Genomic DNA, 13,331 nt, shown 5'->3' with positions numbered 1-13,331 from the left:
GTGCACTGCAACCTCCCGGACTCCGGGCTGGTGGGCGTCGGCGCAGACTCGATCGAACACGGCCAGGCCCTGAGCCGGCCCGAACTCGATGCGCTCGGCGCGCGCGGAGGGGCCTGGACCCCGACGCTCTGCGCCGTGCTCGGACGGCGCGACTCCCCCGATCCCGAGGTTCGCAGGCAGGTCGGCGAGCTGCGCGAGCGGCTCCGTGACCACCTCTCGTACGCCGTCGCCCACGGAGTCCGGATCCTGGCTGGCAACGATGTGGTCGGCACGATAGCGGAGGAGATAGCGCTACTCTCCGATCACGGTCTCACCGTCGAGCAGGCCATCGCCGCCGCGGGGTCGATCGCGCGCGACTTCCTCGGCATCCACCCGGACGGCGACATCGTCACCTACGACGACGATCCGCGCGACGACCCTGGCGTGCTCGCCCGCCCCGCGGCGGTCGTGGTCCGCGGGGTGCGCGTCACGTTAGGGTCCGGCCGTAGCGTCTGGCCCTGCTCCAGATTGAGGGCTGGGCCGGTCAATTCCCGTCAGCCGCGGCCCACTCCTCATGTGCGGCGAGCATGCGGGCGTGCAGTGAGCGCAGTTCGCCGTCGGTGACGCCCGCCAGGCTGACGCGCATCGACTCCAGGGCGGCCCGCCAGTCGCCGTAGGCGGTCAGGTCGCGGGTGAACGGCTGGTCGCCGATCCGCTGCAGCCGGATACCGCGCAGCACGCCGGTGCCCGTGTCGTCGCGGCGCTGCACCACCAGCACCCGGGTGAACCGCCCGTCCGGCGGCGAGGACAGCATCAGGTGCGACGCGGCGACATCGGCGGGAGCCGGGCTGGCCGGGCGCACGTCGACGTAGCCGAATGAGCCCGCCGCCGGGTCGTGCCTGAAGGTCCAGCCCTGCGCGCTCGCGCCGGAGATCTCATACCTGAACGGGCCCTGCCTGATCTCTCCGTCGATGACCTCAACCGGGTCACGCAGGGCGTCACCGAGGCCGAGATCGGGCCACCAGGGACGGCCGTCGACGGTGACGAGCAGCACCAGGTGGTTCAGTTCGGGGACCGCGCGGTCCTCCGGCTTGTTCCAGACCTGGCCGAAGCGGCGCTCCACCGCGAAACCCAGGTCACGGAGCACGAGCTCGAACGCGCCGTTGTGGTGAAAGCAGTAGCCGGCGTTGCCGCCCGCCGCGACCCGGGCCAGCGTCTGGCCCGGGTCGGTGGAATCGGGCCGGCCGAGCATGATCGCGAGGTTCTCGTACGGGATGGCGTCCAGGTGGCGCCGGTGCAGCTCGGTCAGGGCCGCGACCGTCGGGGCTGGTCTATCCCGCAGGCCGAGCCGGGACAGGTACCCGGTGACAGTCTCCCGCTTCTTGCTGTTATCCGGGATCGGGCGTCCCGGCTGCGTTGTCACCGACATCGGTCAGTTCTCTCCTTCACTAAGGCGGCAGCGGTCGGCGATGGACTCTTCGATCGCGGCGACCACCAGGTGGATGTCGGACTGCGCGCGGGTGGCGGGTGAGGCGCCGAAGCCCGCGACGATCGCCGGCGGGTTGCCGCTGCCCGCGCTGGCCGCGTACTCGTGCAGCGCCTTGAACGCCAGGCCCCTGCGCAGCCCGGCCGCCACCACCTGGTCGGGGTCGGTTCCCGCCGGAAGGATGACGAACGCCTGGATCCCCGCGGGAACTCCCGCCAGCCGGGCCCGGGGAACGCGGGCGGCCAGCCGTGCGGCCAGGTACTCCCGGCGGCGCCGGTATTCGGCGCGCATCCGGCGCACCTGCCGGTCGTAGGAGTGTGCCGCGATGAACTCCGCCAGCGTCAGCTGGTTGAGCGTGTCACGCGGCTCATTGAGGACGGACCGCTGGGCGATCAGTCCGGCCAGGCGGGTCTTGGGGACCGCGGCCCAGGCCAGTCCGACCGCGGGCCCGAGCGCCTTGCTCGCGGTGCCGATGTACATCACCTGATCCGGGGCCATGGCCTGCAGGGCGCCCACTGCCCGGCGCTCGTAGCGGAACTCCCCGTCGTAGTCGTCCTCGATCACCAGGCCGCCGGTCTGCTGCGCCCACGCGATGACCGCGCGCCGGCGCGCGGGGCTGAGCGGCACCCCGGTGGGGAACTGATGCGCCGGGGTCAGCAGCACGCCGTCGATGCCCGGGCCGAGGCGGCTGACATCGGCCCCCTCGCCGTCGACGGGCACCGGGACCAGTTCCAGCCCGGCCGCCGCGGCGATCTCCCGGTGCGCGGGGTGCCCGTACTCCTCGACCGCGAGCCTGCGCGCGCCGGCCCCCGCCATGGCGCGGCACGTCAGGGCGAGCAGCCCGCTGAACCCCTGGCCAATGACGATCCGCTCCGGGCTCACCTGCGCGCCGCGCGTGCGGCGCAGGTAGCTGGCGAGCTCTGCCCGCAGCCGGAGCGATCCGCGCAGGTCCTCCGAATAGCCAAGCTCGGCGAGCGTCGCGGCGTCCGCCGCCCGCCGTGCCGCCGCGGCCCACTCGCCGAGCGGAAACAGGCTGGCATCGGGGTAACCGCCCCAGTACGGCCGCGGCCTGCCGTCCGGCTCCGCGGCTTGCGCCTCAGCCCGGTCCGGCCGCGAGGGCGCCGTCTCGGCCACCCAGGTGCCCGCGCCGACCCGCGACTCCAGCCAGCCCTCCGCCGCGAGCTGGGCGTACACCTCAGACACCGTGGTCCTGGCGACGCCAAGGTCGGCGGCAAGGCTGCGGGTGGTCGGCAGCCGGCAGCCGGCCGTGACCCGGCCCGTCACGATGGCGTCGCGCAGCGCGCGCTCCAGAGCGCGGGCCGGCCGGGTCTCCCCCACCTCCAGGTGCAGGTCCAAGTCGGCGTGCGGGGTGAGGGACACCTCAGCCACACTAAGGCCTGGCACGCCTCACTCCGCGCGCAGGCCAACTGGCCAGCAGCGGCTCGTCACGCCGATCTCGTTCCACGCGTTGATGGAGACGATGAGGGCGAGGATCGCGGCGGTCTTCTGCCCCCCGAGCACCTGCAGTGCCTCGGCCACCACCGGCCCCGGCGCGTGCGTCTCCGACAGGCGGGTGACGGACTCGGTGAGGGCGAGCGCGGCCCGCTCCTGCGCGCTGTAGAAGGGTGCGTCCTCCCAGACAGGGAGCATGTCGAGCCGCTGCCCGCCGACGCCGGCGCTTCGCGCGTCGGCGGAGTGCATGTCGACGCAGTAGGCGCAGCCGTTTAGCTGCGAGGCCCGGAGCCTGACGAGCTCGATCAGGCCCTGTTCGACGCCGGCGGCCGCCAGGTCGGCGATAGCCGCCTTGTGCAGCGTGGCGACGGCACGGGAAGCCTTCGGTGCCAGCGAGTCGAAGTCGAAGCGAACCGGGATCTCTACGTAGGCGGCCTGGGCGGCCGCACTGTCAGTTGTTGTCATGTCTCCGACACTACGAGGTTATTGGCCAGACTCTAAGGCCAATATGAGGCGTAAAACTCAGTCCAATTGCCCCGGGCAGCCACCGCTCCGTTCTGCGGCCGAGCGGCCGGCCTGGGCGACGCCGGTCTATGCGTACTGCCGCACCGCGGCGGCGATGCGCGGCACGAACGAGCTCCCGAAGGGGCTGGCGCCGTCGACGGCGACCACCGCCAGATAGGCGTGCACCCGCCACAGCTCGCGCCGCTCGGCGAACCCCGGATCGACCGGCGCGACCTCCGCGTACCCGCCTAGCAGCGCGGGGTCCACCGGGGAGAAGTAGTCCACGAGCGCCAGGTCGATCTCCGGGTGCCCGTAGTACGGAGCCGGGTCGATCACTACGGCGCCGTCGGCGGTGCTGACGAAGTTGTTCTGCTGGGCGTCGCCGTGCAGCAGCGACGGCACGCGGTCCGGTCCGCACAGCGCGGGCAGGCGCGCCACAAGCCGTTCCGTACCTCGCGCTAGTTCCGCCGGGAGGTGACCGGAGTCGACCGCGAGCCGTAGTAGCGGCAGCACCCGGCGCTCGGCGTAGAAGGCGGCCCAGCTGTCCATGCCGATCGGCCGGTTGCACTGCGGCAGCGGGCCGAAGAAGCCGTCGAACTCGGCGAGACCGAACCGCTCGCCGCGCGCCTGGTGCAGCCCGGCCAGCGCCCGCCCGATCGCCGCGTAGTCCCGCGGCGTCCGGCCATCCGCGGCCTGCCCGGAAGTGGCGCCGCGCTCCGCGACCGCCTCGGTCAGCAGCAGCGTCCCGGCAGGCGTGGCAACGACCGCGGCGGCGACCGGGACCGGCGTGGCCACGGCGGTGCGGGATCGGATGAGCCGCAACCCGTTCAGTTCGGCGGTGAACTGTTCCTGCCCGCCCGGTGTGGCGTCGAGCTTGGCGAAGACCGAGAACGGCGTCCCGGTGAAGACACCGCACGGATGGGACGCGCGGTGACTGCGGCTGGTGAACCCGGCATGTGTCCAGGCCCGCCCCCGATGTTCCGCGGCGGCCCGCCGCACCGCGTGCACGACCTCCGGGTCGAGCAGCGGATGCGTCACGCCGCCGAGGCTACCCCGCCACTTTCAGTGGCGGGGCGCAGCGCTCGCTAGGCCTCCGGCTCCTCGTCCAGGTGCACAAGCCCCACCTCGGTGACCGGCTGCGGGTGCCGCGCGTACAGGTAGAGCAGGTAGAGCACGCCAAGCGCCATGAAGGCGGCCACGCCCGGGCCCATGTAGGAGTACGGCGGCGTGAGCGGCGAGACGAACGAGAAGACCTTGATGCCCGCCGCGGTCAGCCACGCAGGCACGAACGCGGCGATACCGAGGACCGGGACGATCAGGTGGAGGAACGGGTTCCAGGCCCTGCCTCCCCGGTTCCGCGCCGCCCCGAAGTACCCGATGCAGGCGGCGTTCATCAGGATGTAGATGGCGACAAGGACGATCACGATGGCGGTGCCGAGCATGGCGAACGCGGTCACCGGGTCGTAGCCGAAACCGAGGCCGAGCATGACCGCGACCGACGCCACGAAGGAGACCACGATCGCCAGCACCGGGGACCGGTGCGTGGGGTGCACCCTGGCAAGTGCGTGCGGGAGCGCGTGGATGCGGCCCATCGCATACGACATGCGGCTGACGATGTTCACGCCGGCGTTCGCGTTCGCGATCGTGGAGTTGACGATGGCCAGGAACACGAAGAACCAGAAGAGCCCGTACAGGTTCCGCGCCATGCCCTCCCAGGAGTTGTTACCGGAGCTCGTGAAGCCGGAGAACCCGGCCGGGCCGAAGGCCACGTCGGCAGCGTAGGTGGTGAACACGTACAGGATGCCGATGCCGAGCGTGGAGTACAGGACGGCCCGCTGCACGGTGCGGCGCGGGTTCTTGCTCTCCTCGGCGAGCGGCGCGGCGCCCTCGAATCCGCCGAACGCGAGCAGGGTGAACACCGAGCCCGCGATCACGCCGGTGATGCCGTGGTAGGACTTGGGCGTGTACCCGGTGCCGAAGACCTTGATCGTGTTGTGCCCGCCCGCGTGGACGATCAGGAACACCGCGAGCACCACGAAGACCGCGATCTCGAACACGCCGAGAATCGTGCCCATCCGCGCCGACGTCCTGATGCCGAAGTACCCGGCCGCGAGCACGATGACCGCGCCGGCCAGCGCCCACGGCCACCACAGGTTCGCCGGGTAGCCGGAGAAGTCGGAGTTGATCGTGCTGGCCGTCGTGAAGCCCAGCTGGAGCAGGACAAGCGGCGGGATGAGGACCGAGACCAGGATGTAGCCCCAGGCGGTGAGGAAGCCGACCGCCGGGTGCAGGCCGCGGGCGGCATAGGTCGCCAGCGAGCCGGCGGCGGGCATCTCGCGGGCGAGCAGCCCGATCGACGAGGCGCACAGCAGGCACGCGACAAGGGCGAAGATCACGCTCAGCGGCAGGGACCCGCCGGCGAAGCCCGCGCCGGCCGGGATGGACGCGGCGATGGCCGCGCCCGGGGCCATGCCGGTAATGGACTGGAAGAGAACTTCGCGCAGGCCGATGGCGTCCCGCCGCAAACCAGTAGTGGTTCCCGCCGCCGTTGTCTCAGCCGTCACTTTGGCCACCTTGAATGAGGATTCAACCACCTTTGAGCTGATCGTCTCACGGCGAAGATTGCATTCTCTACATTCAATTTGGCCGCCTGCGCTCTGGCCGCGGATGAGGCTGAAACTCTTGTCCGCGCGTGACTTTTTGCCACTGTGGCGAGCGCTCTGCGCAGGACCGCGCCACCGCGGCGAGCGCTCCGCGCTTCTTGCTGTTATCAGTTATCAGCATTGTCAGCCGCGCTGCGCACTAAAAGGCGCGACCGTGCGGTGCGACGGAGGCAGCCTAGTAGCGCGGCCCTGGGCGGAAGTACCACGACGACGGGCGCTGCCACAACAGGATGGTCGCGCCGAGGCCGGCGAGCCAGCTGGCGATCATCCCGGCCATGCCCCAGGCACTGGTGCCCACGAGTGAGGTCAGCGTGGCGAAGGTCGCCAGCCCGAACAGCACCGTCGAGACGACCCGCGCCCACGGACGGCCCGCCTTGCATTTCCACGCCATCCAGAGCCACAGCACGATGGGGACCACGATGCTGAAGACGGCGACAACGACGACGACGACGCTCACAGCTCCGACGACCGCGCCGGGGACGTGCGATCCGGGGGCGTTCCTGTCGGGGAAGAATCCCGCGTTCGCGACGGTGATGACGCCGACGACACCGCTGATCAGCGATATGACGGCGCCGGCGTACATCAGGTACACGGCGCGCCGGACGGATGCGGGCGCGGGCCCGGCCGGCACTGGGGCTGGGGTTGGGAACGCCTGATACACCGTCACACTCGCAAGACTCGTCACATCAGCAAAGATCGACACATGCTATTGCACGAAACGACTCAGGTCTCCTGGGGAAACAGCGGGCGATCGGGGGCAGGCAGCCACAGGCCGCCCTGGTCCCCCGGCCGGTACTGGGCACGGACGTGACCGATGAGCCGCGATAGCGACGGGTGCCGGTTCATCGCATGCCACATGAGTGACCACGGGTAGACCGGCGTCGGGTCGGTGACGGCCACCTCGACGACGTGCGGGCGGCCGGAGAACTGTGCCTGGCTGCCGAACATGATGAGGTCAGGCGACGCGGCGATCCGCTCCACCATGTGCTCGCGGCCGAACACCGGGCCCGAGGTGTCGATCGCGACGCCGAAGTCGTCGCTGAGGAAGCGGTAGAACTCGGCCCACTCGCTGTCGCGGGCGTTGCCAGGCATCCACGCGGTCAGGCCGGACAGCTCCGCCATCGGCACCCGCTTGCGCCTGGCCAGCCGGTGCTTGCGGCCGACGAGTATGGGGATCGGCTCAAGCGAGGCGGGGATGCGCTCGATGCCCGGCCGAAGCTTGCCGGTGACGCGGCCGAATGCCGCGTCGACCGAGCCGTCGGCGAGCGCGGTCGCGCGCGACAGGCTGCCGCGGGACACCACGATGTCGACGTCGGCCTCGGTCGCCTCGTAGAAGTCCCTGACGATGTCGACCGGCGCCGCGACGCGGGCAAGCACGTCGACGCGGAGCGGGCGGCGGCGGACCCGGAGCATCCCGGCGGCCTGGTCGGCCAGGCTGATCAGCGCGCGGGCGTGCGGCAGGAAGGCGGCGCCGTCCTCGGTCAGCCTCACCCCGGCACGCGACCGGCTGAGCAGCGGCGCGCCCAGGTCGGATTCGAGGCGGGCGATCCGCTTGGACACGGCCTGCTGCGTCATGCCGAGGCGGTCCGCCGCGTCGGTGAAGTGCCCGTCGTCGACCACGGCGATGAACGTCCGCACGGCGCCGAGGTCGAGTTCCATCAACAACTCCTGGTTGTGGGAAGATCGGCGGTCCTTGTTTGATTTCCCTGCGCAATAGCGATGAGATCATCCCCTGTGAACACCTCGACGCTGACAGAAGGGTATGGCCGCCGTCAGGTCTTCGCGGTGCTGTCCGGGCTGCTGCTGGCCACGTTCGTCGCCTCGCTCGACGTGACCGTCGTCAGCGCGGCGCTGTACCGGATCGGCGAGAGCCTGAACGGGCTGACCGCGCAGGCATGGGTGACGACCGCGTTTCTCATCAGCTCCACGATCTCCGTCCCGGTGTGGGGCAAGCTGTCGGACACCCATGGCCGCAAGCCGCTGTTCCTCGCCGCGATCGCCGTCTTCCTCGTGGGCTCCGCCCTGTGCGCGTTCGCGGTGTCGATGCCGATGCTCGCCGCGTGCCGTGCCTTTCAGGGGATCGGCGCGGGCGGCATGCTCGGGCTGACCTCGGCGGTGCTCGGCGACATCGTCCCGCCGCGGGAGCGCGGCAGGTACGGTGTGTACTTCGTCTCCACCTACGCGGTGGCGAGCGTGGCGGGCCCGGTGACCGGCGGCGCCCTGGCCGGCCAGCGCACCCTGCTCGGCGTAGACGGCTGGCGCTGGATCTTCCTCATCAACCTGCCCGTCGGTCTCGCCGCCTGCGCCGTCATCGTCCGGGTGCTGCGGCCGGGTCCGCCGCGGCCCCGCGGACGCCGTATCGACCTGACAGGCACGGCGACCCTGATGCTGGCGGCCGTCCCCCTGCTGCTCGTCGCGCAGCGCGGGCAGGCCTGGGGCTGGGGCGCTCCGGCGTCGGTGGCCTGCTATGCGACCGGCGCTCTCGGCACGGCCGGATTCCTAGCCGCGGAACGGCGGGTGGGAGATCACGCGCTGATCGCACTGCGCCTGTTCCGCAACCGCGGCTTCGCCGTCGGGGCGGGGCAGTCGCTGGTGTCCAACGCGGGGATGTTCGCGACCATCGTGCTGCTGCCGCTCTACCTGCGGCTGGTGCGCGGGTTTTCGCCGACCGAGGCGGGACTGCTCATGCTGCCCCAGGTGGCGGGCACGCTCGCGGGCTCGGTCATCGCCGGGCAGTTCACCACGCGCACCGGCCGCTACAAGATCATGCCGGTGACCGGATCGGTGCTGATGCTCGCCGGGATGCTGCTGCTGTCCCGGCTGACGGCCGCGGCGCCGCTGCCCTGCGTCGGGGCCGTGATGTTCGTGATCGGGGCGGGTTCCACCCTGTACGCGCAGACCATCACGCTGTCCATGCAGAACGCCCTGCCCCAGGCGGACCTCGGGGTCGCCACCGGGTCGAACACGTTCTTCCGTCAGATCGGCGGCACCGCGGGCGTGGCCCTGTTCCTGTCACTCACCTATTCGGCGGCCGGCGGCGCGATCAGCAGCGGCTACGCGACGTCGAACGGCTCGCCCGCCTTCCGCGCCGCCGCGGCGGCCCATCCGGGGCAGGCCAGCCTGCTGCGGCTCGCCGCCTCCGGCGGCCAGTCCGCCCTTGACAACCCGGCGTTCCTCACCCAGATGGATCCCGTGCTCGCCCAGCCGTTCCGTCAGGGTTTCACCAGCGCGCTCGACGTGGCGTTCCTCGCTGCCGCCGCGGTGATGGCGGCCGCCCTCGTGCTCGCCGTGGCGATCAAGGAACTCCCGCTGCGCACCTCCGTCGCCGGCCCGGCCGCCGCTCCGGCGGAACCCGCCGTCAGGTAACGCCGCGCCCTACCATGGTGGTCCATGCGCATGATGTCTCGAGCCGCGAAGTCCGGCGTGCCCAGCCTGGACGGCGGCCAGCGGCCGTTCGATGAGCGCAGCGAACTGATCGAGCGCGTACGCGCCTGCATCGCCGCGCTCCCGGCCGACGCGGGCACGCGGGATCTGCGTGAGGTCTTCTTGCGGCGCTATGTCAGCGAAATCTACGTGTGGCGGAGCCGCCGCGACCGCTTCCGGCGCGCGGCCATGAGCATCAGCATCTGCGTTGGCGCCCTCGGCGCCGTCAGCTCAGGAATCGCCGGGATCCAGGGCGAATCCCGCTCGCCGGCCGCGACGACCGCACTCGTCGTGATCGGCGTGCTCATCGCGGTCTTCACCGCTATCAGCCAGGGCGCGGACATGCGGGCAACGGCAGGCCTGTACCGCAGGGACGAGCTTCACCTGCGCCGTCTCGGCTGGCAGTACTTGCGGCAGATCGAGGAGGGCACGGCACCCGACGTCGCCTACGCGAGCTTCCAGCAGGCCGTGAGCGACGCCCTGGATCGCGACCATTCTCTGCCCTTCACCTCCGAGCATCCCGCCTAGCGCGGACCGGCGCGGGCGGGTCGCGGACTCCTTCCCGCCCTGCCATGCGGCGTTCCTAGCCGCCAGCTGGCGGAGCAGGTCATTCGGCCCGGAGCACGGCGGCGAGGCGGGCACGCGCAGCGGATCTGGCAGGGACCGCGGCGACGGCAACGGACAAGGCGATCACCGCGGCGGCGAGGGCGGCCACCCAGCCGGCTGGGACGACCGTGACGGGCACGATGCCGAGCTGGCCGGTGAACGCCACCCAGGCCAGCCGGCCGCTCGCGATGCCCAGCGGGACGCCGGCCAGGGCGACCGTCGCGAAGCTGGCGGCCATCCAGCCGACCGTGGCCCGCACCTGGCGCGGCGTGAAACCCAGGGCACGCAGCACCGACAGCTCGCGTCGGTGGCGGCGGACCGAGGTGAGCAGCAGGTGCGTGATCGTCAGCATCGCCAGCCCGCCCAGCCCCAGGCCGGTCAGCAGCGGCAGATCTTGCAGCTGGCCGAAGTTGACAAGGTCGACGGGCGTGTCGGCGGGCACGACGCCGTATGGTCCCGCCCGCTGCACGATCGCGGTCAAGGCACTGATCTCCTGCCCGCCGCCGTCGTTGCCTGGCGCAGCGTGCTGGCCCTGGAAGCTGACCAGCACGCCGCTGGGCGGCGGGACCGGCACGTGGGGCGCTACCAGGGTCAGCAGTCCACTCGTGGTGAGTTCCGCGCCTGTTCCGAGCTGGCTCTGGTCGCCCACGGCGGGGAAAACCGCGGTCCCGACCACGGTCCTGGCCGTGGGTTTGCCCATGCCAGGGATCTGCACCAGGACGGTGCTCCCGATGTGGGCACCGAGGGCGGCAAGCGTGCGCTCGCCCAGCACGATCTCTTGCGGGCCTCGCGGCGGGCGCCCGCGTACGGGGACGGCCGCCATCGCGTCGCCAGCCCCGCCGCTCGTCGTGATGACGCCGACCTGCTTCCCGTTGACCTGGACCAAGACGCCGAGATAGGCGGGAGCCCAGCTTGCGACCTGGGAGTCCGCGGCGATGGCCCGTTCCACCGCGGCGATGGGCTCATCCCCCAGGCCTTCCACGATGGCATCCCACGTCACTCCGTACAGCCGGGGAGTGGCGAGCAGATGCGCGGAACTCGCGGTGAACACCACCGCGGCGGACAGCCCGAGCACGCCGAGCACGGACGCGGCGATGGCACTGCGCCCGGTGCGCGGCGCCAGCGCCAGCCGCAGCCCGGTGGCCGCGGTGACCAGGCGGATGGCGTGGGCAACGCGGGCTTGGCGCGCTGACGTGACCGGGATGTCGGACAGGCGCGTGACAGCGACGGCCGCGCGCCAGGCCGGCCAGGCCGCGCACAATACTGTCCCGGCCACGGTGGCCAGCATGCCCGCGCCGAGCGCGGGCCAGTCGGCGGTCACGCCGGGACCCAGCCGGGCTACCGCAGCGAGCCCGATGGGGAACACCCCGGAGACGGCGACCGCGCCAGCTGTCCCCGCGACCGCGCCGGCCGTGCCGATCAGCGCTGCCCGCAGGAGTCCGGCCTCGGTCAGCTGCGCCGCGGAGATGCCGAGCGCCCGCAGCGTCCGGTAGTCCGCCGCCTCGGTGACGGTGAGGCGGGCCAGCAGCTGATCGAGGACAAGCAGCCCAAGCAGCGCCAGCATCCCGGCCAGCAGCCAGAGGGTGACCGCCTGCTGGTGGATGGACCGTCTCGTATTCGCCGCCTGCGGGGCAAGCGGGTAATCGCTGAGCGCCTTGCCGCCGCCCAGCCGGGTGATCTGACGCTCCACCGCGGGGACGACCGCGGCCCCGCCGCGGAGCCACAGCGCGATATCACGCTGGCTCACGAGGGCGCCGCGCTGTTGCCGACTGAACGCCGGAGTCGCCCACACGACGTCGATGCCGGTGCCGTACTGGGGCGGGAACTCGCTGGGGGCCGCCTCCACTCCTACCACGCGAAACCACACGGACACGGGCTTGCCCGATACGCCGAGCAGGCGCAGGCGGACCGTGTCGCCGGGACTGAGGTGCATGGACTGTGCGAGCGTGAAGGAGACATCGGCCTCATCGGGCCGCCCGGGATCAGGCAGCCGGCCGGACAGCAGCTTGCGATGCCAGCGGGCAGCCGGGATGGCGGCGTCGCCGGGGGCCATCAGGGCCGCCTGAGCCGGGGACAGGCTGACGTAATTCGTGAGCGGTGCGGACGCGGCAACCTGCGGCAGCCGTCGCACCGCCGCCGCGTCGACGCTGGCGAACTCTCCGCCCGCGTCCAGGGAGACCAGGTCGTCAGGGGGATTGCTCCAGGCGGTCAGTCCCGGGTAGGCGGCATCGGTCCGGCGCGCTCCGGCGGCGACCGCGGTGACCAGGCCGCCGATGAGTCCCGCCACCAGGGCCAGGGTGAGCCAGGATCGCCACCGGGCCCGCAGGCCGGCCCGGACATCATCCATGCGGTCCTCACGCCGACGTCACAGGAAACCGGCACAACGCCGACCGCGATGCTGGCGAACTCATGGGCATGGCTGCATAGTGCCGCATACGTGGGGCCTCGGGCCAGGCGGCTAGCCCGCCAGGCTGCCCTCGTGTCACCACCACCGCGCCGCCCGGTGGTTGAATGAGTGACTGGAGGTGACGACATGACAGCGGACTTGAGGCCCGCGACATCTGTCCTCGCGGAACTCGTCCAGGGGGTGCGCGACGACCAGCTCACTACGGTGACGCCATGCGGCGGCATCACGGTCGGCGAGCTTCTCGACCACATCGACAACCTGTCGCTGGCCTTTGCCGCCGCCGGGTCCAGGCAGCTTCTCCCGGACGGCGGCGCGCCTCGCCCGCCGGACGCTGCGCGGCTCGGCACGGACTGGCGCGACCGGCTGCGCGTCCAGCTTGACGAGCTCGCGGCGGCGTGGCAGCCGCCGGGCGCGTGGGACGGCACCACCGTGGTGGGCGGCGGCGAGATGCCGGCGCCGGTCGCCGGCGCCGCCGCCGTGGACGAGGTCCTCGTCCACGGGTGGGACCTCGCCGTCGCCACCGGCCAGCGCTATCCGGGCGAGGACCCGTCGCTCGCCGGGCCGGTGACGACGGCCCACGCCTGGGCCAGTGCTGTCGCCGAGCAGAATCCCGACGGCACACCGGGACTGTTCGGACCGCCGGTTGACGTTCCGGGCGACGCGCCGGTCATGGACCGGCTCCTCGGCCTGACCGGCCGCCAGCCCGGCTGGCAGCCGGGCTGAGTCAGCGGCGGCTGCGCACCGGCGGGAAAGCATCACTGCCGGTTCACGTGAGAATCGTGCAGGCGGCACGCGGACAACCCTAAGATCC

General features: G+C 71.8%; 12 protein-coding genes. 4 read left to right on the top strand and 8 right to left on the bottom strand.

The genetic code is table 11. The features are described 5' to 3' along the window. Nucleotides 1–603, top strand: a complete 603-nt coding sequence (locus EAS64_RS09955) for an amidohydrolase family protein (protein WP_145852651.1) — start codon at nucleotides 1–3, stop codon at nucleotides 601–603. Here the strand turns inward: EAS64_RS09955 and EAS64_RS09950 are convergent. The 7 genes from EAS64_RS09950 to EAS64_RS09920 form a co-directional block, all read right to left on the bottom strand. Continuing rightward, nucleotides 524–1,408, bottom strand: a complete 885-nt coding sequence (locus EAS64_RS09950) for an arylamine N-acetyltransferase family protein (protein WP_145852650.1) — start codon at nucleotides 1,406–1,408, stop codon at nucleotides 524–526. The two genes, EAS64_RS09955 and EAS64_RS09950, sit on opposite strands and share 80 nt — an antisense overlap. A 3-nt stretch (nucleotides 1,409–1,411) precedes the next feature. Then, entirely contained in the window at nucleotides 1,412–2,869 is a 1,458-nt protein-coding gene (pdxR, locus tag EAS64_RS09945; protein ID WP_222849169.1) for a MocR-like pyridoxine biosynthesis transcription factor PdxR, read from the bottom strand. A gap of 3 nt (nucleotides 2,870–2,872) precedes the next feature. Then, a complete protein-coding gene (locus EAS64_RS09940; RefSeq protein ID WP_145852649.1) occupies nucleotides 2,873–3,382 on the bottom strand; it encodes a carboxymuconolactone decarboxylase family protein in 510 nt (169 codons plus the stop codon). A gap of 126 nt (nucleotides 3,383–3,508) precedes the next feature. Then, on the bottom strand, nucleotides 3,509–4,459 hold the full coding sequence (locus tag EAS64_RS09935; protein WP_222849168.1) for a fructosamine kinase family protein: 951 nt from the start codon (nucleotides 4,457–4,459) through the stop codon (nucleotides 3,509–3,511). A gap of 47 nt (nucleotides 4,460–4,506) precedes the next feature. Next, complete coding sequence (locus EAS64_RS09930) at nucleotides 4,507–5,985, bottom strand: APC family permease (protein WP_222849167.1); 1,479 nt, start codon at nucleotides 5,983–5,985, stop codon at nucleotides 4,507–4,509. A gap of 274 nt (nucleotides 5,986–6,259) precedes the next feature. Beyond that, the gene (locus EAS64_RS09925) at nucleotides 6,260–6,751 is read right to left on the bottom strand and encodes a hypothetical protein (RefSeq protein WP_145852648.1); all 492 of its coding nucleotides are present in this window, start codon (nucleotides 6,749–6,751) and stop codon (nucleotides 6,260–6,262) included. A gap of 56 nt (nucleotides 6,752–6,807) precedes the next feature. Further along, a complete protein-coding gene (locus EAS64_RS09920) occupies nucleotides 6,808–7,743 on the bottom strand; it encodes a LysR family transcriptional regulator (RefSeq protein ID WP_145852647.1) in 936 nt (311 codons plus the stop codon). Between the two features lie 75 nt (nucleotides 7,744–7,818). Here EAS64_RS09920 and EAS64_RS09915 point away from each other — a divergent pair, with 75 nt between their 5' ends. Both EAS64_RS09915 and EAS64_RS09910 read left to right on the top strand, forming a co-directional pair. Continuing rightward, the gene (locus EAS64_RS09915; RefSeq protein ID WP_222849166.1) at nucleotides 7,819–9,450 is read left to right on the top strand and encodes an MDR family MFS transporter; all 1,632 of its coding nucleotides are present in this window, start codon (nucleotides 7,819–7,821) and stop codon (nucleotides 9,448–9,450) included. A 24-nt stretch (nucleotides 9,451–9,474) separates the two neighbouring features. Continuing rightward, on the top strand, nucleotides 9,475–10,035 hold the full coding sequence (locus EAS64_RS09910; RefSeq protein ID WP_145852645.1) for a hypothetical protein: 561 nt from the start codon (nucleotides 9,475–9,477) through the stop codon (nucleotides 10,033–10,035). Between the two features lie 79 nt (nucleotides 10,036–10,114). Here the strand turns inward: EAS64_RS09910 and EAS64_RS09905 are convergent, their stop codons facing one another. Continuing rightward, nucleotides 10,115–12,460, bottom strand: coding sequence for an ABC transporter permease (locus EAS64_RS09905; protein ID WP_145852644.1), 2,346 nt, complete (start codon nucleotides 12,458–12,460; stop codon nucleotides 10,115–10,117). 186 nt (nucleotides 12,461–12,646) lie between these two features. Between EAS64_RS09905 and EAS64_RS09900 the strand changes: the two genes are divergently transcribed. Beyond that, entirely contained in the window at nucleotides 12,647–13,243 is a 597-nt protein-coding gene (locus EAS64_RS09900; protein WP_145852643.1) for a TIGR03086 family metal-binding protein, read from the top strand. Nucleotides 13,244–13,331 lie beyond the last annotated feature (88 nt).

The organism is Trebonia kvetii (assembly GCF_007827045.1).
Taxonomy (GTDB): Bacteria; Actinomycetota; Actinomycetes; order Streptosporangiales; family Streptosporangiaceae; genus Trebonia; species Trebonia kvetii.
Note: the sequence above shows the minus strand (reverse complement) of the source record. Positions and strands in the feature narration are given on the sequence as shown.